This window comes from Streptomyces sp. RLB3-17 (assembly GCF_007113425.2).
Classification (GTDB): Bacteria; Actinomycetota; Actinomycetes; order Streptomycetales; family Streptomycetaceae; genus Streptomyces; species Streptomyces mirabilis_D.
Genome location: NZ_CP041610.2, coordinates 3,059,813 through 3,082,707 on the forward strand (window position 1 = coordinate 3,059,813; position 22,895 = coordinate 3,082,707).

Annotated in this window: 21 protein-coding genes and 1 pseudogene; 5 read left to right on the forward strand and 17 right to left on the reverse strand. The window is 70.8% G+C overall.

Annotation, left to right across the window (positions count from 1 at the left end):
• Window positions 1-32: 32 nt before the first annotated feature.
• The 5 genes from FNV62_RS14275 to FNV62_RS14295 all read right to left on the reverse strand — a co-directional run bounded on the left by FNV62_RS14275 (window position 33) and on the right by FNV62_RS14295 (window position 3,611).
• Window positions 33-746 carry a lysophospholipid acyltransferase family protein gene (locus FNV62_RS14275; RefSeq protein ID WP_060902247.1) on the reverse strand — a complete coding sequence of 238 codons (714 nt, stop codon included), beginning with the start codon at window positions 744-746 and terminating at the stop codon, window positions 33-35.
• Window positions 704-1,399 carry a (d)CMP kinase gene (gene cmk, locus FNV62_RS14280; RefSeq protein WP_060902246.1) on the reverse strand — a complete coding sequence of 232 codons (696 nt, stop codon included), beginning with the start codon at window positions 1,397-1,399 and terminating at the stop codon, window positions 704-706. Before cmk ends, FNV62_RS14275 begins: the two co-directional genes overlap by 43 nt.
• A 168-nt stretch (window positions 1,400-1,567) precedes the next feature.
• On the reverse strand, window positions 1,568-2,653 hold the full coding sequence (locus FNV62_RS14285) for a prephenate dehydrogenase (protein ID WP_097284077.1): 1,086 nt from the start codon (window positions 2,651-2,653) through the stop codon (window positions 1,568-1,570).
• Complete coding sequence (aroH, locus tag FNV62_RS14290; RefSeq protein ID WP_054234458.1) at window positions 2,650-3,012, reverse strand: chorismate mutase; 363 nt, start codon at window positions 3,010-3,012, stop codon at window positions 2,650-2,652. Before aroH ends, FNV62_RS14285 begins: the two co-directional genes overlap by 4 nt.
• Window positions 3,013-3,167: 155 nt before the next feature.
• Window positions 3,168-3,611 carry a YidB family protein gene (locus tag FNV62_RS14295; RefSeq protein ID WP_143654787.1) on the reverse strand — a complete coding sequence of 148 codons (444 nt, stop codon included), beginning with the start codon at window positions 3,609-3,611 and terminating at the stop codon, window positions 3,168-3,170.
• Window positions 3,612-3,833: 222 nt separating this feature from the next.
• On the opposite strand from FNV62_RS14295, the gene FNV62_RS14300 reads away from it, so the two are divergent.
• The 4 genes and pseudogenes from FNV62_RS14300 to FNV62_RS14315 all read left to right on the forward strand — a co-directional run.
• On the forward strand, window positions 3,834-4,502 hold the full coding sequence (locus FNV62_RS14300) for a hypothetical protein (protein WP_097284079.1): 669 nt from the start codon (window positions 3,834-3,836) through the stop codon (window positions 4,500-4,502).
• A 136-nt stretch (window positions 4,503-4,638) separates the two neighbouring features.
• Entirely contained in the window at window positions 4,639-5,223 is a 585-nt protein-coding gene (locus FNV62_RS14305; protein WP_054234461.1) for a DUF6529 family protein, read from the forward strand.
• Window positions 5,220-5,657, forward strand: a complete 438-nt coding sequence (locus FNV62_RS14310; RefSeq protein WP_054234462.1) for a Rieske (2Fe-2S) protein — start codon at window positions 5,220-5,222, stop codon at window positions 5,655-5,657. The genes FNV62_RS14305 and FNV62_RS14310 overlap by 4 nt, the downstream gene beginning before the upstream one ends.
• Window positions 5,658-5,676: 19 nt before the next feature.
• Window positions 5,677-6,462, forward strand: a pseudogene (locus FNV62_RS14315) (DNA polymerase beta superfamily protein); the annotation flags it as partial.
• Here FNV62_RS14315 and FNV62_RS14320 read toward each other — a convergent pair.
• The 12 genes from FNV62_RS14320 to FNV62_RS14375 all read right to left on the reverse strand — a co-directional run bounded on the left by FNV62_RS14320 (window position 6,358) and on the right by FNV62_RS14375 (window position 20,367).
• Window positions 6,358-7,143 (reverse strand): DNA polymerase beta superfamily protein, encoded by a 786-nt coding sequence (locus FNV62_RS14320; RefSeq protein WP_373559467.1) that lies wholly within the window; start codon window positions 7,141-7,143, stop codon window positions 6,358-6,360. The pseudogene FNV62_RS14315 and the gene FNV62_RS14320 overlap by 105 nt on opposite strands.
• 25 nt (window positions 7,144-7,168) lie before the next feature.
• Window positions 7,169-8,194 carry an ADP-ribosylglycohydrolase family protein gene (locus FNV62_RS14325; RefSeq protein ID WP_143601229.1) on the reverse strand — a complete coding sequence of 342 codons (1,026 nt, stop codon included), beginning with the start codon at window positions 8,192-8,194 and terminating at the stop codon, window positions 7,169-7,171.
• A complete protein-coding gene (locus FNV62_RS14330; RefSeq protein WP_060902240.1) occupies window positions 8,191-8,934 on the reverse strand; it encodes an NUDIX hydrolase in 744 nt (247 codons plus the stop codon). Before FNV62_RS14330 ends, FNV62_RS14325 begins: the two co-directional genes overlap by 4 nt.
• A gap of 291 nt (window positions 8,935-9,225) precedes the next feature.
• Window positions 9,226-10,398 carry a pseudouridine synthase gene (locus tag FNV62_RS14335; RefSeq protein ID WP_054234464.1) on the reverse strand — a complete coding sequence of 391 codons (1,173 nt, stop codon included), beginning with the start codon at window positions 10,396-10,398 and terminating at the stop codon, window positions 9,226-9,228.
• Entirely contained in the window at window positions 10,398-11,054 is a 657-nt protein-coding gene (gene scpB / locus FNV62_RS14340) for an SMC-Scp complex subunit ScpB (protein ID WP_054234465.1), read from the reverse strand. Before scpB ends, FNV62_RS14335 begins: the two co-directional genes overlap by 1 nt.
• Entirely contained in the window at window positions 11,051-12,271 is a 1,221-nt protein-coding gene (locus FNV62_RS14345; RefSeq protein WP_097284082.1) for a segregation and condensation protein A, read from the reverse strand. Before FNV62_RS14345 ends, scpB begins: the two co-directional genes overlap by 4 nt.
• Window positions 12,272-12,289: 18 nt before the next feature.
• A complete protein-coding gene (locus FNV62_RS14350) occupies window positions 12,290-12,859 on the reverse strand; it encodes a hypothetical protein (protein WP_143601231.1) in 570 nt (189 codons plus the stop codon).
• Window positions 12,844-13,971: a ParA family protein gene (locus FNV62_RS14355; RefSeq protein WP_075027827.1), complete on the reverse strand. Its 1,128-nt coding sequence runs from the start codon at window positions 13,969-13,971 to the stop codon at window positions 12,844-12,846. The genes FNV62_RS14350 and FNV62_RS14355 overlap by 16 nt, the downstream gene beginning before the upstream one ends.
• A gap of 423 nt (window positions 13,972-14,394) precedes the next feature.
• Entirely contained in the window at window positions 14,395-15,519 is a 1,125-nt protein-coding gene (gene ald, locus FNV62_RS14360; protein ID WP_060902235.1) for an alanine dehydrogenase, read from the reverse strand.
• A gap of 165 nt (window positions 15,520-15,684) precedes the next feature.
• Window positions 15,685-17,784 carry a tetratricopeptide repeat protein gene (locus FNV62_RS14365; protein ID WP_144315263.1) on the reverse strand — a complete coding sequence of 700 codons (2,100 nt, stop codon included), beginning with the start codon at window positions 17,782-17,784 and terminating at the stop codon, window positions 15,685-15,687.
• A 220-nt stretch (window positions 17,785-18,004) separates the two neighbouring features.
• Window positions 18,005-18,631, reverse strand: coding sequence for an NUDIX domain-containing protein (locus FNV62_RS14370; protein ID WP_097284085.1), 627 nt, complete (start codon window positions 18,629-18,631; stop codon window positions 18,005-18,007).
• An 86-nt stretch (window positions 18,632-18,717) separates the two neighbouring features.
• Window positions 18,718-20,367: a CTP synthase gene (locus tag FNV62_RS14375; protein ID WP_054234472.1), complete on the reverse strand. Its 1,650-nt coding sequence runs from the start codon at window positions 20,365-20,367 to the stop codon at window positions 18,718-18,720.
• A 496-nt stretch (window positions 20,368-20,863) separates the two neighbouring features.
• Here FNV62_RS14375 and FNV62_RS14380 point away from each other — a divergent pair, with 496 nt between their 5' ends.
• Window positions 20,864-22,666 carry a glycoside hydrolase family 15 protein gene (locus FNV62_RS14380; RefSeq protein WP_060902234.1) on the forward strand — a complete coding sequence of 601 codons (1,803 nt, stop codon included), beginning with the start codon at window positions 20,864-20,866 and terminating at the stop codon, window positions 22,664-22,666.
• The last annotated feature ends 229 nt before the right edge of the window (window positions 22,667-22,895 follow it).

A 22,895-nucleotide genomic window follows, 5' to 3' on the forward strand; every position in this document is an offset into this window, starting at 1 on the left:
GCATATCGGGTGATCCACTACTCAAGTGTCGCCTAGTGCCCGGTGGGGCGCCCGGCGTTTTCCGGGCGTCCGGTCAGACGCCTGGCGTGGTCCAGGTGGGCGCTCAGCTGCTTCTGGATGCGGGCGGTCGCCTCGTCCAGCGCCTTGCGGGTACGCCGTCCGCTGCCGTCGCCCGCCTCGAAGGGGTCGCCGAAGACGACGTCGACCCGGCTGCGCAGCGGGGGCAGCGCCTTTGTCAACCGGCTGTTCTTCTCTGAACTTCCCAGCACCGCCACGGGGACGATCGGCGCGCCGGAGCGGACCGCGAAGTACGCGAGTCCGGCACGCAGCGAGGCGAAGTCGCCCTCACCGCGGGTGCCCTCCGGGAAGATCCCGAGCACGCCACCGGACGACAGGACGCCGAGGGCGTCGGTGATGGCGGTGCGGTCGGTGGTCGCACGGTCCACCTTCACCTGGCCGATGGCGAGGAGGAAGGGGTCGAGCGGGCCGATGAAGGCTTCCTTCTTGATCAGGAAGTGGGTGGGGCGGGGCGCCACGCCCATGACCATCGGGCCGTCGATGGCGTGCGAGTGGTTCACGGCCAGGATCGCCGGGCCGGTCGCGGGGACCTTCCAGGCGCCGAGCACGCGCGGCTTCCACAGCCCGTACATCAGGCCGACGCCGATACGGCGCCCTACCTCGGCGCCTCTCTCGGAGGGTGCGGTCACTTGGCGGCCCGCTTCTCCTCGACGAGGGTGACGACGCACTCGATGACCTGCTGGAGCGTGAGGTCGGAGGTGTCCACCTCGACCGCGTCGTCCGCCTTGGCGAGGGGGGAGGTCTTACGGCTGGAGTCGGCGGCGTCCCGCTTGAGCAGGGCCTCGCGGGTGCTGTTGACGTCCGCGCCCTTCAGCTCACCGCTGCGACGGGAGGCACGCGCCTCCGGGGAAGCGGTGAGGAAGATCTTCAGATCGGCGTCCGGCAGCACGGTGGTGCCGATGTCGCGTCCCTCGACGACTATCCCCGGCTCGGCGGCGGCCGCGATCGAACGCTGCAGCTCGGTGATCCGGGCGCGCACCTCGGGCACCGCGCTGACCGCGCTGACCTTGGAGGTGACCTCCTGGGTGCGGATCGGGCCCGCGACGTCGGTCCCGTCGACCGTGATGGCCGGCGCGGAGGGGTCGGTCCCGGAGATGATCTCCGGCTTCCCCGCCACGGCGGCGATCGCGGTCGGGTCCGTGATGTCGATGCCGTTGGTCACCATCCACCAGGTGATCGCCCGGTACTGCGCGCCCGTGTCCAGGTAGCTGAGGCCCAGCTTCGCGGCCACGGCCTTGGAGGTGCTCGACTTGCCCGTGCCGGAGGGGCCGTCGATGGCGACAATCACTGCCGGGGCGGGCCGGGCGGCGCCGTTTTCCACGGTGGGAACACCTTCCTGGTGCGGGGTGGAGGTCTGTGCGGGGCACGATCGCGCCCAACACAAGGTTACTGTCTCCCCGGACCCCGCATTACTGGCCCTTCCCGGGCCCATCGCAGGGGAAGCACCGCCGCCGCCCCGGGGCAGGCCGCACTGGGCCCGGCGCTGCCCCTACTGCCGCAGCGCCCAGCCCCGTTCCCGCAGTGCCGTGCTCAGCACCGGTGCCGCCTTCGGGTCCACCATCAGCTGGACGAGGCCGGCCTGCTGTCCCGTCGCGTGCTCGATGCGTACGTCCTCGATGTTGACCCCGGCGGCCCCCGCGTCGGCGAAGATGCGGGCCAGCTGGCCGGGCTGGTCGTCGATGAGGACGGCCACCGTCTCGTACGTCAGTGGCGCGGCACCGTGCTTGCCGGGGACGCGGACCTGGCCCGCGTTGCCGCGGCGCAGGACGTCCTCGATGCCGCTCGCGCCTACGCGCCGCTTGGCCTCGTCGGAGGACTGAAGGGCCCGCAGGGCCTGGACGGTCTCGTCGAGGTCGGCGGAGACGTCCGCGAGGAGGTCGGCGACCGGGCCCGGGTTCGCGGAGAGGATGTCGATCCACATCCGGGGGTCGGAGGCCGCGATCCGGGTCACGTCACGGATGCCCTGCCCGCACAGCCGTACCGCCGCCTCCTCCGCGTTCTCCAGGCGCGCGGCGACCATGCTGGACACCAGATGCGGCATGTGGGAGACGAGCGCGACCGCGCGGTCGTGGGCGTCGGCGTCCATGACGACCGGGACGGCACGGCAGTGCGACACCAGCTCGAGGGCGAGGTTCAGGACCTCGGTGTCCGTGTCCCGGGTGGGGGTGAGGACCCAGGGGCGGCCTTCGAAGAGGTCACCGGTCGCGGCCAGCGGGCCCGACTTCTCGCGGCCCGACATGGGGTGCGAACCGATGTACGCGGAGAGGTCGAGGCCGAGCGCCTCCAGCTCGCGGCGCGGTCCGCCCTTGACGCTCGCCACGTCGAGGTAGCCGCGTGCGACCCCGCGCCGCATGGCGTCCGCGAGCGTCGCCGCCACGTGCGCCGGCGGGGCCGCCACGATCGCGAGGTCCACGGGGCCGCCGGGCGCCTCGTCGGTGCCGGCGCCGAGCGCGGCCGCCGTACGGGCCTGCTCCGGGTCGTGGTCGGTGAGGTGGACGACGACGCCCCGCTGGGAGAGCGCGAGGGCCGCCGACGTACCGATCAGCCCGGTTCCGATGACGAGCGCGGTTCTCACTGGGCGATGTCCTTGCGCAGCGCGCCCGCGGCACCCAGGTAGACGTGCGCGATGTCGGCGCGGGGCTTGTCCGACTCGATGTGCGCGAGGACCCGTACGACCCGGGGCATCGCACCCTCGATGTCCAGCTCCTGCGCGCAGATCAGCGGTACGTCGACGATGCCGAGCTTGCGGGCGGCGGCGGCCGGGAAGTCGCTGTGCAGATCGGGCGTCGCGGTGAACCAGATGCTGATGAGGTCGTCGGTGGTGAGACCGTTGCGCTCCAGGACGGCGGTGAGCAGCTCGCTGACCTGCTCGTCCATGTGGCCGGCCTCGTCCCGTTCCAGTTGGACGGCGCCCCGGACCGCTCGTACCGCCACGGTGTCACTCCTCGCCTAGCCGAGCTACGTACCTGTCGTAGCTCGTCGTATGTCGTCGTGTCTCGTCTTGTCACACCAGCGTAGTCAGGCCGCAACGCGCAAGTGCGCGGCGCCCGCCTGACGAGACGGCCGCCGCGCACGGAAAGGGGCACGTCTCAGAGCGACTGCTGCTTGATGAGGTCCTCCAGGGAGGCGCCCGGCTGCGGCAGCTCTCCGCTCGGAGTCAGTTTGTCGACCGCCTGGGGCAGGTGCTGGGCGATCTGGTCCGCGGCCTCCTGCGGGCTGACGCCGGCCTGTGCGGCGACCTCCTGGAGGGTGTTGTCGGGCAGGGCCTGGGCGATCTGCTCACCGCTGACGGGCTTGTTCTCGCCCGTCCCGATCCACGACTCGGCCTGGTCCATCAGGCCCGACTTGGTGAGCATGTCCAGCAGACCGCCCAGGGGACTGCCGCCGGCCGCCTGGCCACCGCCGCCGCCCAGGGCGCCGAGCAGCGCGCCGAGGATGTTGCCCGCGCCGGAACCGCCGGTACCGCCGGAACCGCCCTGGCCGCCTCCGCCGAGGAGACCGCCGAGCAGGCCGCCGAGATCGTTACCCGCCATGGTCACGCCTTTCGAGAGTGGGCTTCGGGGAGTGTCTGGGGAGTGTCTTTCGGGAGTGCGGCCGGGGCGGGCCACCGCCAGGCCCGGGCCTTCGCCAATGTCACCTGAATCGCCCTATTCCGCCACTTGTAGTGAGAACACACCCGTGCGCCTCTGGACGCCGGGGCACGGGTCCGCTCTCATGGCAGGAGACTCGCCTCGGGGGAGGCCCGCATGGCCCGTATGAAACGCCCAGGACCGCTGCTCACCCTTCTGGCGGGGCTCCTGCTCGCCGTGTTCATGCTGACGCTCAACGCGACGACGGGGACGAAGAACGCGTCCTCCTCGTCCCCGGAGACCTCACCCGGCGCCACGCCGCAGGCGAGCCCGCCGCCCACCAGTGCGCCGCCGTCGCCGAGCCCCCCGCCCCCTTCGAAGAGCGCGCCGCCGAACGCCGACTACGCGGGCCGCACCGACGACAACTCCTCCGCGGTCGCGGTCTCCCTGCGGGGCGGCAAGGCGATCGCGTACTTCTGCGACGGCCGGAGCAAGGAGTCGTGGCTGAAGGGCGACGTCAAGGACGACGGCACCATGAAGCTCACCGGCAAGAACGGCGCCGAACTGGACGGCACGCTCAAGGACGGCAGGAGCATCCGCGGCACCGTCGACCTCGGCGGGCAGCGCTACGCGTTCACCGCCGACAAGGCGGTCAAGCCGTCCGGGCTCTACCGCGCGACCGCCACGGTGCGCGGCGCCAAGCTCGACGGCGGCTGGATCGTGCTGCCCGGCGGCAAGCAGGTCGGCATCCTCGACCGGGACGGCAAGCCCGCGGCGGCGCCGACGATCGACCCTGAGTCCGCCACCGTGACGGTCGACGGACAGACACTCACCGCCTCGCCCGTCACTCCGTGAGCCGTTGCCCCAAGACCCGTCACTTCGAGACCCGTGGCTCCAAGACCCATCACTTCAAGACCCGTGACGCCAAGACCCATCACTTCAAGACCCGTTCGTGAACCCTTTCCTGGCCCTTTCCTGATCGGGAGCCGACATGACCGTGGATCCGAACGCCGCCACCCAGGGCTTCCCCGCTCCCCCGCCCGCCCACCGCCGCCCGGGCGCGGCCCGCTATCTCGTCCCCGCCCTGGTCGCCGCGGCGATCGCGGTCGGCCTCGGCGCCTACGGCAAGACGCACCACCCGGCGGGGACCGCCTTCAACCTCGCGGGGTTCAGCAGCACGGGCGCGGTGAAGTCGTGGCTGGCGACGACGGCCTTCGCCTTCGCGCTGGTCCAGTTGGTCTCGGCGTTCATGGTCTACGGGAAGCTGCCCGGGCCGAGCTGGGCGCCGACGCTGCACCGCTGGTCGGGGCGGGTCGCGTTCCTGGTGGCGGTGCCGGTCGCGGTGCACTGCCTGTACGCGTTGGGCTATCAGACGTACGAGCCGCGGGTGATGTGGCATTCGCTCCTGGGTTGCTTCTTCTTCGGTGCATTTAGTGCCAAAATGCTCTTGCTCCGCTCGGAGCGACTGCCCGGCTGGCTGCTGCCCCTGGTCGGAGGACTCGTCTTCGTCGTCCTCACGGCCATCTGGCTGACGTCGGCTCTCTGGTTCTTCCGTACGTTCGGAGTGACGACATGACGAACCCCCCGGCGCGGCGCACGGTTCTCGGAACGGGCGCGGCCTTCCTGCTCGCGGGGTGCAGCAAGTACGGCGACAGCAACAGTTCGTCGGCGGCCTCCCCCACCGCGACCACCTCCCCGATCGCCTCCTCCAAGCCCTCGGCCGGCAAGGAACTCGCCGAGAAGAGCGACATCCCGGTCGGCGGCGGCAAGGTCTTCAAGGAGCAGAAGGTCGTGGTCACCCAGCCGAAGAAGGGCGAGTTCAAGGCCTTCTCGGCGATCTGCACCCATCAGGGCTGCACGGTGAACAAGGTCGCCGACGGCACCATCGACTGCCCCTGCCACGGCAGCAAGTACCGCATCACCGACGCCTCGGTGGTCGCTGGCCCGGCCCCGCGACCACTGCCCGCGAAGAAGATCACGGTGAAGGGAAAATCGATCTTCCTGGCGTGAGCGGGCACGTACGCTCCAGGACATGCATTCCGAGACCCCGGTGTCCCTGGTGCGCGACCACACGATCTACTCCTGCGTGATGGGTTCGCGCGCCTTCGGGCTGGCCACGGACGGCAGCGACACGGACCGCCGGGGTGTGTTCCTCGCGCCGACCCCGCTCTTCTGGCACTTCGAGAAGCCTCCGACGCACGTCGAGGGGCCGGCCGAGGAACAGTTCAGCTGGGAACTGGAGCGCTTCTGCACCCTCGCGCTGCGCGCCAACCCGAACATCCTGGAGTGCCTGCACTCCCCTCTCGTCGAGTACGTCGACGACACGGGTCGCGAACTCCTCGCCCTGCGCGAGGCGTTCCTCTCCCGCCGGGTGCACGACACGTTCGCCCGCTACGCGCTGGGTCAGCGCAAGAAGCTGGACGCCGACGTCCGGCAGCACGGCGCCCCGCGCTGGAAGCACGCCATGCACCTCCTGCGCCTCCTCATGAGCTCCCGTGACCTGCTGCGCACCGGCGCGCTGACGATCGACGTCGGCCCGCGGCGCGAGGCTCTGCTCGCGGTGAAGCGCGGCGAGGTCCCGTGGCCGGAGGCCGAGGCCTGGATGTCCCGGCTGGCGACCGAGACGGACGAGGCGGCCGTCCACAGCCCCCTGCCCGCGGAACCGGACCACGCCCGCGTCGAGGACTTCCTCCTGCGCACCCGCCGCGCCTCAGCCCTCCGCGCGGACTCCGAAGCCCCCCGCACCCTCCAGCCGGACCCGGACGACGAACGCGTGCAGGGCCTCGTACGCGGACGGAGCGTCCGGCAGCGCTGAGGCGTCCTGCGCCAGGTCCAGCACGCCGTGCAACCGCTCCACGTCGGCCGCCACACGCGCGTGGTCGACGTCCGCGTCCCCGTGCTCCCGCTCCGCCTTCGCCGCGATCAGGTCGGGCAGATACCCGGGAGCCTCCCCGACCTCCGCGACCAGCGTGCGCAGATCGGCCTGCACCTCACCGCTGCGCATCAGATGAATGCCGGTGAGCAGCACCCGGAACGTGTAGAGCAGCGGCTTGAGTTCACCGGTCTTCTCGAAAAGCCGCCACTGGGTCGTCGCGAAACCCCGGTAGTGGTGGGCGTGGTGAGGGGTGAGGACTCCCGGGGCGAGCGAGACCAGCTCGCGGTGCGCCTCCCCGGTGTGCACGACCAGGGGCGAGAGCAGCTGCTCCAGCACATAGCCGTTGCGCCGCAGCATCAGCCGTACGAACTTGCGCAGGTCGTGGGTGACGAGGTCCATCTCGACGCCGTCCCGGTCCCACATCCGCGACCGGGTCTCGTCCGGCTCGCGCAGGCCGACCAGTTCGGCCGTCGGCAACAGGTGCACACCCCGCAGGTCGACATCCGAGTCGCGTGACGGGAAGCCGTACAGATGCGCCCCGGAGACGGTGGCGAACAGCACCGGGTCGGGCTGCTCGGCCACCACACCCGCGAGGTCGATGTCCAGGACGTCGTCGATCATCGCCCAAGCATCCCAGAGCCGCCTCTCAGGCATCCCAGAGCGCCCCCAGCGACATGAGGTCGCTCTGGTACTCGATGCGGTCGGCCCACTCCGTAGGCCAGGCGTCGGAGCCGTGGTGGGCGCCTGCGAACGCGCCCGTCAGACAGGCGATGGAGTCGGAGTCGCCGGAGGTGCAGGCCGCGCGGCGCAGCGCGGTGACGGGCTCGTCGACGAACTGCAGGAAGCAGAGCAGTCCGGTGGCGAGCGCCTCCTCGGCGATCCAGCCCGCGCCGGTGGCCAGGCACGGGTCGCTCTCGGGCGAGGCGGTGCGCACGGCGTCCTGAAGGCGGTCGAGAACCTCCAGGCACTCGTCCCAGCCGCGTTCGATGAAGTGCTCCGGTGTGGGGTCCTGGCTGCGGGTCCACAGGTCGCCGAGCCAGCGGGAGAGGTAGCGGCCGCGGTTCTCCCGGGCGTACGAGCGCAGGAGGCCGATCAGTTCGGTCGGCTCGGCGCCTCCGGCCAGGAGCCACACGGCGTGGGCGGTGAGGTCCGAGGCGGCGAGCGCGGTGGGATGGCCGTGGGTGAGCGCGGCCTGCAACTGCGCGGCGCCCGAACGCTGTTCCTCGCTCAGCCCCCGTACAAGCCCGACCGGCGCCACCCGCATGTTGGCCCCGCACCCCTTGGAGTCGATCTGGCTGGCCTCCTGCCAGGGCCGGCCCTCGGTCTTCAGGAGGTTGCAGGCCACGAGGCAGGTGCGGCCGGGCGCGCGGTTGTTGTCGGGCGACTGGTACCAGTCCACGAACTCCTCGCGCACCGGCCGTTCCATCCGCAGCGGTGTGAGCAGCCCGCGGTCCATCGCCGTACGCAGCCCCCGCCCCAGCGCCAGCGTCATCTGCGTGTCGTCCGTGACGATCGCGGGCCGCGGCAGCTTCATCTCCCGCCAGGGGCCGAACTTGGCCAGGATCGAGGGGATGTCGCTGAACTCGGTCGGGAAGCCCAGCGCGTCGCCGAGGGCGAGGCCGAGCAGGGATCCGCTGGCGGCGTGCTTCGCGAGCGTCGGGGTGGTGGTCATGAGGGCCGTCCTTCCGAAGGGGGACGCAGCAGGGGTGGCTGCAGGGCGGTGGCGCCGCCCGCGCGGTAGAGCGCGGCGGGTTTGCCGCGGCCTCCGGTGAGGCGTGCGGCCCCCGGGACCGGTGCGACGAACCCGGGCGTGGCGAGGACCTTGCGCCGGAAGTTGGGCCGGTCGAGGACGGCGCCCCACACCGTCTCGTAGATCCGCTGCAGCTCACCGAGGGTGAACTCGGGCTGGCAGAAGGACGTGGCGAGACAGGTGTACTCGAGCTTGGCGCCGACACGTTCGTGGGCGTCGGCGAGGATGCGGTCGTGGTCGAAGGCGAGCGGACCGACCGAGCCGTACGGCAGCCAGCGGGCCTGTGCCGCGTCACCGCCGCCGTGCGGCTCGGGAGGGTCGGGGAGCAGCGCGGCGAACGCGACGGAGACGACCCGCATTCTCGGGTCGCGGTCGGGTTCGCTGTAGGTCCGCAGCTGTTCCAGGTGGAGGCGGGAGAGGTCCCGGATGCCGGTCTCGACGGCGAGTACGCGCCGGGCGGCCGTCTCCGCGGATTCCGTCGGCAGCACGAAGCCGCCGGGCAGTGCCCAGCGGCCGGCGTACGGTTCCTGCCCTCGTTCGACGAGCAGCACCTCGAGTTCGCCCGCGCGGACGGTCAGGACGGCGAGGTCGACGGTGACGGCGAAGGGTTCGAAGGCGTACTTGTCGTAGCCCTCGGGAGCGAGGCCTCCCTTTGCGCGCAAGTCACCCGCCCCCGGTTCCGCACGAGTCGTGGCCGGTACCGGCCGGCACGAGCAATGGCCAGTACGAGTAATAGTCAGTACGACTATAAAAAGCCGAACCGCGCCCTACAAGACCTCGGGCGCGGTTCTCGGCACATCCGTGTTCTCGGCTCGGCACATCTGTGTTCTCGGCACATCCGTGACAGAAGCCCTCAGCGGCCCCTGGAGCGCGTCGGAGCCCTTCGCGCTCCCGAAGGGCGGTGAAGGCGGGCGGAGGGCGCACAGCGCCCTCCAGGGCCGCCGGGCGGGGGCCTAGAGATCGACCTCCTGCATGAGCATCCCGACCTCGGTGTTCGACAGGCGGCGCAGCCAGCCCGACTTCTGGTCGCCCAGGGTGATCGGACCGAAGGCCACGCGCACGAGCTTGTCGACCGGGAAGCCGGCCTCCGCGAGCATGCGGCGCACGATGTGCTTGCGGCCCTCGTGCAGGGTCACCTCGACGAGGTAGTTCTTGCCGGTCTGCTCGACGACGCGGAAGTGGTCCGCCTTGGCGTACCCGTCCTCCAGCTGGATGCCGTCCTTGAGCCGCTTGCCCAGGTCGCGCGGGATGGGACCCACGATGTGCGCGAGGTAGACCTTCTTCACGCCGTACTTGGGGTGGGTCAGCCGGTGCGCCAGCTCGCCGTGGTTGGTGAGCAGGATGACGCCCTCGGTCTCGGTGTCGAGCCGCCCGACGTGGAAGAGCCGCGTCTCGCGGTTCGTCACGTAGTCACCGAGGCACTGCCGGCCCTCCGTGTCCTCCATGGTCGAGACCACACCGGCGGGCTTGTTCAGCGAGAAGAACTGGTACGACTGCGTGGCCACGGTCAGTCCGTCGACCTTGATCTCGTCGTTCTCCGGGTCGACGCGCAGACCCTGCTCGAGGACGATCTCGCCGTTGACCTCGACCCTGGCCTGCTCGATCAGCTCCTCGCAGGAACGCCGGGAGCCGTAGCCCGCGCGCGCGAGCACCTTCTGCAGGCGCTCGCCCTCCTCCTCGGCGCCCGGGAAGGTCTTGGGCAGCTTGACGTCGGGCTTGCCCGCATACCGGTCCCGGTTGCGCTCCTCGGCCCGCGTCTCGTACTCGCGGGAACGCGCGGGCTCCGTACGGCCGCCGCGCTGCTGGCCCTGCTTGGGGCCGCCCTTGGCGCCGCCGCGGGCCGCGTTGCCGCGCCCGGACTTCGGGCCTTCGTGGGACGCGGCGGGGCCTACGTCGTAGCGGCGCTCCTCGGGGCGGGGCTTGCCGGCGCGCTTCGGCCTGTCGTCGCGCCCTCCCGCGCTCCTCGGCTGGGAGCCGCCCCCACCGGCGCCCCGGGGGTTGCCGCTCCCGCCGGTCCCGCGCGGGTTGCCGCCTCCGCCGGTCCCGCGGGGATTACCTCCTCCACCGGTCCCGCGCGGGTTGCCGCGCCCGCTGTTCCTGCCACTGCCACTGCCACTGCTTCGCATCAAAGTTCCGTCGTCGTCGTGTCGTCTGCATCTGCATCCGGTGCATCCGGATCGAACGACGGGACCCCTTCCAGCGTCTCGGCCTCGATCGCGTCCGCCTCGGGGAGGAAGGGCGCGAGCTCCGGGAGCTCGTCCAGACCGCGCAGGCCCATTCGCTCCAGGAAGTAGTTCGTCGTCACGTACAGGATCGCACCTGTTTCGGGTTCCGTGCCCGCCTCCTCGACCAGACCGCGCTGCAACAGGGTGCGCATCACACCGTCGCAGTTCACTCCGCGGACCGCCGAGACCCGCGATCGGCTGACCGGCTGGCGGTAGGCGACGACCGCCAGGGTCTCAAGAGCCGCCTGGGTGAGCCGGGCCTGCTGCCCGTCGAGGACGAAGCGTTCGACGGCCGCCGCGTACTCGGGCCGGGTGTAGAAACGCCAGCCGCCCGCGATGAGCCGCAGCTCGAAACCGCGGCCCTGGACGGTGTACTCGTCGGCCAGCTCCCGCAGCGCGTCCTTGATCTGCCGTTTGGGCCGCTCCAGGATCTTCGCGAGGTGCTCCTCGGTCGCGGGCTCGTCCACGACCATGAGGACGGCCTCCAGGGCGGGCTTCAGATCGAGGTCGGCGACGGTACGCAGGCCCGCCGGGACGTCGCTGCTCTCCTGGCTCACGCCTTCTCCTCCTTGGCGCCGTCCTTGATCTTGTCGTCCTTGGTGTCGCCGTCCTTGGCCCGGTCGTCCTTGGCCACCTCCGGCGGGCGGTCGAACTCGTCCGTCACCCTCGGCTGGCCGTCGCCGTCACCGCCCGTCCAGCGCACCATGAGCTCCCCGAGGGCCTCCTCCTGGTCGAGGGCGACGGCCTTCTCGCGGTAGAGCTCCAGCAGGGCCAGGAACCGGGCCACGACGGTGAGGGTGTCCTGGGTGTCCTCGACGAGGGCGCGGAAACTGGCCTCCCCGAGCTCCCGCAGCCGCGCCACCACGATCCCGGCCTGCTCCTGCACGCTCACCAGCGGGGCGTGGATGTGGTCGACGTACACCTGCGGCTTGGGCTTGGGCTGCATCGCCTTCACGGCGAGCCTGGCGAATCCTTCCGCCCCGATGCTGATGACCACCTCGGGCAGCAGCTCGGCGTGATGGGCTTCGAGCCCGACGGTACGCGGGTAGCGGCGGCCCTCTTCCTCCAGCCGGGCGTTGAAGATGTCCGCGATCTGCTTGTAGGCGCGGTACTGGAGCAGCCGCGCGAACAGCAGGTCCCGGGCCTCCAGCAGCGCCAGATCCGCCTCGTCCTCGACCTCGGCGGCCGGGAGCAGCCGGGCGGCCTTCAGATCGAGCAGCGTCGCCGCGACGACCAGGAACTCGGTCGTCTGGTCGAGGTCCCAGTCGGGCCCCATCGCCCTGATGTGCGCCATGAACTCGTCGGTGACCTTGGACAGCGCCACTTCGGTGACATCGAGCTTGTGCTTCGAGATCAACTGGAGCAGCAGGTCGAACGGCCCCTCGAAGTTCGCGAGCCGCACCTTGAAGACCCCGTCACCGGCCTCGGCCTGCGCCGGAGGCCCGGCCGAGGGCTCAAGCGCCGTGTCCGCCGGAGGGCCCGCTGTCGAAGACTCAAGCGCCGTGTCCGCCGGAGGGTCCCCTGCCGGAGGCTCGGGAGCCGTATCCGCCGGAAGCTCGGGCGCCGTCTCCGTGGCGGCCTCTACGGGCTCCTCGACCGGCTCCTCCACCGACTCGGCTCGCCCGTCGACCGTCGGCTCCTCGGCGGGCTCGACGCGCTCCTCGGGCCGCCCGTCCCGCTCCTCCGTCGGGACCGGCGTCGCGCCGGGGCCCCGCCCCAGGACACGACGACGGCCGCCGGAGCCGGCGGGGACAGAGGTGTCGTTCGAGGTCATAGCCGTCGCAGGCTACCGCTACCGCCCGCGAAGCCGTCGTACGAGGATGCTCGCGTCCCCGCGGGATTCAAGATCGGCGAGTACGACGGCGACCGCCTCGCGGACGATCCGGCCGCGGTCGACCGCGAGCCCGTGCTCCCCGCGGAGCACCAGCCGGGCGTGCTCGAGGTCCATGAGCTCCTCGGCGGACACGTACACCGTGATCTTCTCGTCGTGCCGCTCCCGCCCGCTGGGCCGCCGGTTGGCGGCGCGGGAGCGCTTGTTGCCGCGGGCGGCCTGCCCGCCGGCGCCCTCCTGCGTCGCCTGGCGCCGCGCCGAGCGCTCCGGGGCCGTACCCCTGCTGCGGGACTCTCCCGCGTCCGCCTCGGCGTCCGCCGCGACGTGTTCGTCGCCCTCGCCGTCACCGCCCTGCACGGGCACCGACTGCGGCGCGTCCTCCGCTACGGCGGCCGGGTCGCTCTCACCGGCCGGAGCCGGTACCCGGGCCTCGCCGTTGGTCCGGCGGGTGGGGGTGGATGACTGGAGCGCCATGCCCCCGGTGGTACGGAACAGTTCGTCGGCCCCCGGCAGACTCACTCGGCGTGACACCGGGCGAGCACCTCCCTGGCGAGCTGGCGATAGGCGGCGGCACCGACGGAGTTGGAGGCGTACGTGGTGATCGGCTCACCGGCGACGGTGGTCTCCGGGAAGCGGACGGTCCGGCCGATCACCGTGTGGTAGACGTGATCGTCGAACGCCTCGACCACGCGCGCGAGCACCTCACGGCTGTGCACCGTGCGGGAGTCGTACATCGTGGCGAGGATGCCGTCGAGCTCCAGCTCGGGGTTGAGCCGCTCCTGGACCTTCTCGATGGTCTCGGTGAGCAGCGCGACACCACGCAGGGCGAAGAACTCGCACTCGAGCGGCACGATCACCTTGTGGGCCGCCGTGAGGGCGTTGACGGTGAGCAGGCCGAGCGAGGGCTGACAGTCGATCACGATGTAGTCGTAGTCGGCCATCAGCGGCTTCAGCGCGCGCTGGAGCGTGGACTCGCGCGCGACCTCGGACACCAACTGCACCTCGGCGGCGGACAGGTCGATGTTGCTGGGCAGCAGGTCCATGTTCGGGACCGCCGTCTTCAGGAGCACCTCGTCGGCCGCCATGCCCCGCTCCATGAGCAGGTTGTAGACGGTGAGGTCGAGCTCCATGGGGTTGACGCCGAGGCCCACGGAGAGCGCGCCCTGCGGGTCGAAGTCGACGAGCAGGACCCGGCGTCCGTACTCCGCGAGCGCGGCGCCCAGGTTGATGGTCGACGTCGTCTTGCCGACGCCGCCCTTCTGGTTGCACATCGCGATGATCGTCGCGGGGCCGTGGCTGGTCAGCGGACCCGGGATCGGGAAGTAGGGCAGCGGGCGTCCGGTCGGTCCGACGCGCTCACGGCGCTGACGGGCCGCGTCGGGCGCGAGCGTGGCCGCGTACTCCGGATCGGGCTCGTACTCGGCGTCGGGGTCGTAGAAGTGCCCCTCGGGCAGTTCGTCGTAGTCGGCGAAGTGGGTGTGGTTCCCGCCACTTCCGTTGCCGGCCATGGCGTTCACGTGATGGCCATCCATGCTCTGGTGTGCTGTCTGAGTCATCCGGGGACTCTTTTGCGCTGCGAAGGTTCGGACAGCGACGGAGCCGACAGCCTCGAGCCCCGTGGGGCCCTGGCCCCGCGCCGGCATTCCTGGTTGACCACCCCCGGGAGTAAATGTCGACTCATTCACAAGTCGTCTTACCTCCTTGGTGACCAGGAAACTTCTAGATAGGTCAGCGTGGCACCATGCCGACGGTTGGCGACTCTATGGCGTGTCACCGGTCCGCAGCAACACAATCCGCCGGACCCGACCCGATGTGTCGGCAACCGAACACCCCTCTGTCAAGGGCGTAAGGCCGTCGCACAGCAGGTTTCACGGGTGTGCGAATCGGTTAAAGGGTTACGTTCGTGGCGAGTTGAACGAGTGTCGCAAAGTGACCCGACACACACCCGGCCGGACCTCGCTGGGCAAGGTCCGGCCGGGTACGGGGCGTTGACGACCTGTGTTGACGTATCGCCTTTTGCCGATCGATGGGTCAGCCGGCCACGCGGCCGGTCACCCTTCGGTGTCTCAGCCGAGCAGGGACTCCAGCTCGACGTGCTCCAGGCCGAGCGCCTCCGCGACCTCCCGGTACACGACCTTGCCGTCGTGCGTGTTGAGGCCCTTGGCCAGCGCGGGGTCGCGGCGCAGCGCCTCGACCCAGCCGCGGTTGGCCAGTTCCACGATGTACGGCAGCGTGGCGTTGGTCAGCGCGTACGTGGAGGTGTTGGGCACGGCGCCGGGCATGTTGGCGACGCAGTAGAAGACCGAGTTGTGGACCGGGAAGGTCGGCTCGGCGTGCGTGGTCGGACGGGAGTCCTCGAAGCAGCCGCCCTGGTCGATCGCGATGTCGACAAGAACACTTCCCGCCTTCATCCGGGAGACCAGCTCGTTGGTGACGAGCTTCGGGGCCTTGGCACCGGGGATGAGGACCGCACCGATGACGAGGTCGGCCTCGAGGCAGGCCTTCTCGAGCTCGAAGGCGTTGGAGACGACGGTCTGGATCTTCGTGCCGAAGATCTTGTCCGCCTCCTTGAGCTTGTTGATGTCACGGTCGAGCAGGGTCACCTGGAAGCCCATGCCGATGGCGATCTGCGCGGCGTTCCAGCCGGAGACACCGCCGCCGATGACGACCGCCTTGGCGGGCAGCACACCGGGGACACCGCCGGGCAGCACACCGCGTCCGCCGTTGGCGGCCATCAGGTGGTAGGCGCCGACCTGGGGGGCGAGGCGGCCCGCGACCTCGGACATCGGGGCGAGCAGCGGCAGCGCGCGGCTCGGCAGCTCGACCGTCTCGTACGCGATCGCCGTGGTGCCGGACTCCAGGAGCGCGTCCGTGCACTCCTTGGACGCGGCCAGGTGCAGGTAGGTGAAGAGGGTCTGGTCCTTGCGGAGGCGGTGGTACTCCTCCGCGATGGGCTCCTTGACCTTCAGCAGCAGGTCGGCGGCGGCCCAGACCTCGTCGGCGGTCTGCAGGATCTGCGCACCGGCGGAAACGTACTCGTCGTCCGTGATCGAGGAGCCGACACCGGCGTTCCGCTCGACGACGACCTGGTGGCCGTTGCGCACCAGCTCGTGCACACCGGCGGGGGTGATGGCCACCCGGAACTCGTTGTTCTTGACCTCGCGGGGGATGCCGACCTTCACGTCGATCACGGTCCTTGGCTCAGAGGGTTCTGGGGCTATGCACGGCCGGGGCGATGCAAGCCGGGGCAATGCATGTCATACCCGGATACACGGGGGCGCACCGGGAGACACCACGAAAGAACGCGGCGGAGCCAGTCTAATGAAGGGGTTCTCTCTGTCTAGCCTTTCAATGCATCAATCTTCGACGGATGTACTACGGATTTCGCAGGCGTTAGCACCTTGTTCCGTGTCTTCTGTGCCTTCCACGGCCGTCGCGCTCTCCGGGAGCTCATCACCCAGCATGCGCTCGGCCGCCTTGCGGTGCAGTCCCGCCGCGGCGGGGTCGCCGAGCCGGTCCAGGGTGTCGGCCAGCCGGAGCTGCAGCGCGGCCTGCAGCCGGTGGTCCTCGGCGCGGCGCGCCCACTCGACCGCCTCGTGGCAGGTGCGCAGCGACTCCTCGGGCCGCCCGGCGTACTCCTGGACGCGCGCCAACTCGCTCAACGCCCGTGCCTGAGCGGGCACATCGCCGTTCCTGCGGTGTCCGGTGACGGCGGCGCGCCAGTTGCGCAGCGCCTCGCCGTAGCGGCCCGCGTAGGTGTGCGCGGTGGCGATACGGCCGTACAGCCGGGCGGCGTCCACCCGCTCGTCCCGTGCCAGGCGCTGGGCGAGCGCCCTGCCGTACCAGTCGGCGGCCCGGTCGTGGTCCCCGAGCTCCTGGTGGGCGCCGCCTACGGATTCCATCGCGCGGCCGGTCGCATACGGGTCGTTCGCCTCGCGTCCGGCGTCCAGGGCGGCCCGGTAGCGGGCCAGGGCGTCGGCCGTGCGGCCGGTCTGCGCGTCCAGGTCGGCGAGGTTCAGCAGGGCCGCGGCCTTCTCGCGGGGCAGGCCCCGGCGCTCGGCGACGTCGAGGACGAGGCGGTGGATGCCGTACAGCTCGGGCGCCGCGGCCCGGGTGCCGAAATGGGCGACCATCGCCCGCACCAGCGCGGCCATCAGCCGCCTGGCCAGGGTGTCCAGCTCCCCGTCCGCGACCGCGAGCCGGGCCGCGGCCAGCAGCGCGGGCTGCCGGATGCGCAGCCAGTCCTCGGCCGCCCTGGGGGTCGGGAAGCGCAGTTCGCGGGGCAGCGCGGCGAGCTTCTCGCGGGCGGGCGCGTTGTCGGTCTCGGTGATGGCGCGGCAGGACACCAGCAGCCGTACGGTCCGCTCCAGCATCCGGGCGCGGGCCAGCTGCAGCTCGGCCGGGCGGTCCTGGCTCTCGGCGAGGGAGCGCAGCAGCGGCAGCAGGCAGCCGGGCACCTCGTACTGCGGCAGCCGCGACTCGATGGGCCGTACGAGGCCGAAGCCGACGAAGTCGTCCAGCGCGGCCCGTGCGGTGTCCACCGAGCAGCCGGCCAGCGCGGACGCGGTGTGCGGGTCGATGAGGCCGGCCGGGGCGAGCGAGAGCAGACGCAGTATCCGCGCGGCGGTGGTGGACAGCGCGGTGTAGACGAGATGGAAGACGCGGCCGAGCGGGGTGCTCTCGTCGCCCTCGGTGCGCAGTTGCTTGGCGAGGTCGGCGACGGCCGAGGTGGGGCGGGCGGCGAGCCAGCCTCCCGCGAGGCGCAGCGCGGCGGGCTGACCGGCGCACTCCTCGACCAGTCCCTCGGCCGCGAGCGGGTCGACGGTGATGCGCACCGAGCCGGTGAAGCGGTCGAGCAGTTCGAGCGCGGACTTGGTGTCCAGGCCGCCCAGGGTGCAGGGGCGGACGTCCGCGATGCCGGTCAGCGGCCCGCCGGAGACCGCGACGACCAGGCACTCGGGGGTGTCCGGGAGCAGCGCGTCGACCTGCTCGGCGTCGGCCGCGTCGTCGAGCAGCAGCAGGACGCGGCGGGTGGCGAGGGCCTCGCGCACCGCCTCGCTCAGGTCGTCGGCGGCGGCCCCCGCCGGAGCGGGCAGCTCCAGGGTCCTCAGCAGTTCCCGCGCGGTGCGCTCGGTGGGCACGGGGGTGCCGTCGGGTTCGGTGAGCCGGGCGCGCAGCACCCCGTCCGGGTAACTCCCCGCAACCTGCCGTGCGAGCTCCTCGGCGAGCGCGGTGCGGCCCGATCCGGGCCTGCCGGCGATGAGCAGCACGCGCGCGCGGGGTGTCTTGCGGCCCGCGAGGGTGTCCAGGCCCGCGCGCTCGATGTCGACCCTGAGTTCCTTCAACTCTCTTGTGCGGCCCAGGAACTGACCCTCCGTAGGAGCGGACCCGGCAGCCGGGCGCCGCCCCGCCGACGACACCTTCGTGCCGTCTGTGTCCACCGCCTGATCCGCCACGGGCCACGCTCCCGTCCCACTGCGCGCGCAAGCCCGCCGGGACTCCGGTTCGGGCGTTTCCAGAGCCTAGTTCACGCTCTGCGACGATCCGGGCGGAGCACGGCGGGGACGTCCCCCGATCGGATCAGCCGATCGTAGGACTGCTGGTGTTCGGCCGTTCGATCCGGCTGTTCGATCCGGTCGTGGGATCCGGTCGTGGCAGCGGAGCGTCCGGGGTGCGTCAGGACTCGAAGGGGCGGGCCGGCCAGGGCGCCTCGGCCGGGCGCAGCGCGTCGAGTCCGTCGCCGCCGCGGGCGGCGACCAGGGAGAGGACGCCCACGACGAGACAGTTGTTGTGCAGTTCGCCGGCGAGCACCCCGCGCACGAGGTCGCCGACGGGGACCCGGGCCAGCTCCATGTCGGCCTCTTCGTCCTCGACCTCGAAGCGCTCCCCCTCGGCCTCGGAGAGGTCGCGGGCGAGGAAGATCCGCACGGCCTCGGAGCAGCCGCCCGGGGTGGTGTACACGTCGGTCAGCACCCGCCAGTCCTCGGCCTTGACGTGCGCCTCCTCGTACAGCTCGCGCTGGGCGGCGTGCAGCGGGTTCTCACCGGGCACGTCGAGGAGTCCGGCCGGGATCTCCCACAGCTTGTGGCGCACGGGGTGCCGGTACTGGCGCAGCACCACCGCGCGGTCCTGGTCGTCGATGGCGAGGACGGCCACGGACCCGGGGTGGACCTGGTAGTCGCGGCGGGCGACCGATCCGTCCGGCATGACCACGTCGTCGGTGCGGACGGACGTCTTGTTGCCGACGAAGGGAGTCGCGGTGGCCCTGACTTCCCACTCCTCGGGGGTGTCCTTGATCGTCATGTCGCCCTGTTCCTCCTACGCACCGAACGAAGACCGGGGCACGTGTCCCGAAAGACGCGTACCCCGGCCACCGTACAGCCCTGGTGTTACTTGCCCGTCTTGCGCTCGACGGCGGCCTTGACCAGGCCCGCGAAGAGCGGGTGCGGGCGGGTCGGGCGGGAGCGCAGCTCGGGGTGCGCCTGGGTCGCGACCAGGTAGGGGTGCACCTCGCGCGGGTACTCGACGTACTCCACGAGCTTGCCGTCCGGGGAGGTGCCGGAGAACTGCAGACCGGCCTTCTTCTCCAGCTCGCCGCGGTAGGCGTTGTTCACCTCGTAGCGGTGACGGTGACGCTCCTCGACGTACTCCTTGTCGTCGTACACCTCGCGCGCGATGGAGCCCTCGGCGAGCTTGGCCGGATACATGCCCAGGCGCATCGTTCCGCCCATGTCGCCCTCGCCCGCCACGATGTCGAGCTGCTCGGCCATCGTGGAGATGACCGGGTGGGCGGTGGCGGAGTCGAACTCGGTGGAGTTGGCGTCCGGGATGCCGGCCAGGTTGCGCGCGGCCTCGATCACGATGCACTGCAGGCCGAGACAGAGGCCGAGCAGCGGGATCTTGTTCTCGCGGGCGTACTGGATCGCGCCGACCTTGCCCGACACGCCACGGTCGCCGAAGCCGCCGGGGATGCAGATCGCGTCGACGTCGCCGAGCTGCTTCGCGGCGCCCGCCGGGGTCTTGCAGTCGTCCGAGGTGACCCACTTGATCTTCACGCGGGCCTTGTTGGCGAAGCCGCCGGCGCGCAGCGCCTCGGTGACCGAGAGGTAGGCGTCGGGCAGGTCGATGTACTTGCCGACGAGCGCGAGGTTGATCTCGTGGAGCGGGTTGTGGACGCGGTCGAGCAGGTCGTCCCAGGTCGTCCAGTCCACGTCACGGAAGGGCAGGTCCAGCTTGCGCACGACGTAGGCGTCCAGGCCCTCGGTGTGCAGCACCTTCGGGATGTCGTAGATCGACTTGGCGTCGATGGCCGCGACCACGGCCGCCTCGTCGACGTCGCACATCAGCGAGATCTTGCGCTTGATGGCGGTGGGCACCTCGCGGTCGGCGCGCAGCACGATCGCGTCCGGCTGGATACCGATGTTCCTGAGGGCCGCGACCGAGTGCTGGGTCGGCTTGGTCTTCAGCTCGCCGGAGGGGCCGATGTAGGGCAGCAGCGAGATGTGGACCACGAACACGTTGTCCCGGCCGACCTCGTGCCGGACCTGGCGGACGGTCTCCAGGAAGGGCAGCGACTCGATGTCGCCGACCGTGCCGCCGACCTCGGTGATCACGACGTCGACGTCGTCGGTCGCCATACGACGGATGCGGTGCTTGATCTCGTTGGTGATGTGCGGGATGACCTGCACGGTGTCGCCCAGGTACTCGCCGCGCCGCTCCTTGGCGATGACCGTCGAGTACACCTGCCCTGTAGTGACATTGGCGGAGCCGTCCAAGTCAACGTCGAGGAAGCGCTCGTAGTGTCCGATGTCCAGGTCGGTCTCGGCGCCGTCGTTGGTGACGAACACCTCGCCGTGCTGGAACGGGTTCATGGTGCCCGGGTCGACGTTCAGGTAGGGGTCGAGCTTCTGCATGGTGACCCGCAGGCCCCGCGCCTTGAGCAGCGCACCCAGGCTGGAGGCGGTCAGGCCCTTACCGAGGGAGGAGGCGACACCCCCGGTGACGAAGATGTGCTTGGTCGTCGTGGATTTGGGCGGCATGGCCAAGAGGGGGCTCCCGTGGTCGCGGTCTGGGGTGCGTACCGGCGTGGTGTCCGAAGATTTCCGGAGGTGCCGTCGCTGCGGTTCGGGGGTTTCTTGCCCACCGGTCCACGGGCTACCAGGGTATCAGCGACCCGAGGAGGCCGCTTCCGGCCACGCTCCGCACACACATCGGCACGGACCACACACAGCACTCACTCGATCGGACCAGTCGGGTTGCCTGGAGCGGCACGCGGATCACCCACGTGCGTCGTATCCTGCTCGGACACTCGCTGCCGAGTCCGGCCGGCACACGGCACCATCCCCGCCCGTATCCCGGAACCACGAGAGCTCGTCAGTTCGTTTCGCAACGACAATCGCACCGATAATTGACGTTCCGCAACGACGCTTTACCAACGTTCTAACGTTCAATCTTCTAACGTTTTAACGTTCCTGTTCCCTGACCGCAGAGCGACCGCCCCTCGGGGGCGACGTGGCCGTTCGACTGGAGATGCACGTGGCCGGGCGCATCGAGGACTACGCACTCATCGGAGACATGCAGACCGCAGCACTGGTCTGCCGGGACGGCACGGTGGACTGGCTGTGCCTGCCCCGCTTCGACTCTCATGCCATCTTCGCGGGACTGCTCGGCACGGAGGAACACGGATTCTGGCGGCTCGGGCCCGCCCACGCGGCCGACGCCGAACCACCGACGGCGGCGCGCCGCTCGTACCGCGGCGACTCGCTGATCCTCGAATCCGAGTGGGACACCCCACGCGGCACGGTCCGAGTGACCGATTTCATGCCGCCGCGCGACGGCGCGCCCCAGCTGATCCGAATTGTGGAAGGCGTCACGGGCCGCGTCCCGATGCGCTCCGCGCTGCGGATGCGTTTCTCGTACGGCCGTGTCGTGCCCTGGGTGCACAAGCACGAGGGGCGCACGGTCGCCGTCGCCGGACCCGACTCGGTGTGGTTCGACACCGCCTGCGAGACCTACGGCAAGGCGCTGACCACGTACGCCGACTTCACGGTGGCACCCGGTGACCGGATCGCGTTCACCATCTCGTGGGAACCCTCACACAAGAAGCCCCCCGCGCTGCCCGAGCCGGAGCAGGCCCTGGAGGCCACCGAGGACTTCTGGCGCGACTGGGTCGACCAGTGCACGTACCACGGCCCCTACCGCGAGGCCGTCGTCCGCTCCCTGATCACCCTCAAGGCCCTGACGTACGCCCCCACGGGCGGCATCGTCGCCGCGCCCACCACCTCCCTCCCGGAGGAGATCGGCGGCGTACGCAACTGGGACTACCGCTACACCTGGCTGCGCGACGCCGCGATCACCCTCTCCTCCCTCCTGCGCACCGGCTACCGCGACGAGGCCCGCGCCTGGCGCGAATGGCTGCTGCGCGCCGTGGCCGGCGACCCGGAGAACCTGCAGATCATGTACGGCATCGCGGGCGAGCGGGAATTGGGCGAGGCGGAGCTCGACTGGCTGCCCGGATACGAGAACTCGGGCCCCGTGCGGGTCGGCAACGGCGCCGCGCACCAGCTCCAGCTGGACGTCTACGGCGAGGTCATCGAGGCCCTGCACCTGGCCCACATGACGGGCCTGTCGCGCAACGACTACGCCTCGCTCCTCCAGCTGAAGCTGATCCGCTACCTGGAGGACCACTGGGACCAGCCGGACGAGGGCATCTGGGAGGTCCGCGGCCCGCGCCGCCACTTCGTGCACTCCAAGGTGATGGCCTGGGTCGCCGTCGACCGCACGATCAAGCTCATCGAGTCCGGTGACGCGGACGGCCCGCTGGAGAAGTGGCGCGAACTGCGCGACGACATCCACCGGGACGTGTGCGAGAAGGGCTACGACAAGGAGCGCAACACCTTCACACAGTCGTACGGCTCCAAGGAGCTGGACGCCTCGCTGCTCCTCATCCCGCAGATGGGCTTCCTCCCCCCGGACGACAAGCGCGTGATCGGCACCATCGAGGCGATCCAGCGCGAGCTGTCCACCTCGGACGGCTTCATCCTGCGCTACCCGACCACCGGCGAGGACGCGGGCGTGGACGGCCTCGAGGGCGACGAGGGGGCCTTCCTGGCCTGCTCCTTCTGGATGGCGGACGACCTGGCGATGATCGGCCGCGTCGACGAGGCCCGCAAGCTCTTCGAAAGGCTCCTGGCCCTCCGCAACGACCTGGGCCTCCTGGCCGAGGAATGGGACCCCCGCCTCCAGCGCCAGGTGGGCAACTTCCCCCAGGCCTTCAGCCACGTGCCCCTGATCGACACGGCCCTGAGGCTGACGGCAAGCGGGGCATACGGCGGCTGACACGAGCGGGACGGCGGCCCGCGCTCCCCTTTTCGGGAGCGGGGCCGCCGCTTTCATCCCTTTTTCGGGGACGGGCCGCCGCTTTCGTCAGGGACCCGGGCCGATGCTCTCTTCAAGGGCGCGAGCATCTGCTTTCAGGGGCGCGGGGAACTGCGCGACCAGCCCCCACCCGCCCGCAGCCTCACACAAGCCCCTAGGCTGAAAAGCAGTCCCGTCCCCTCCTGAAAAA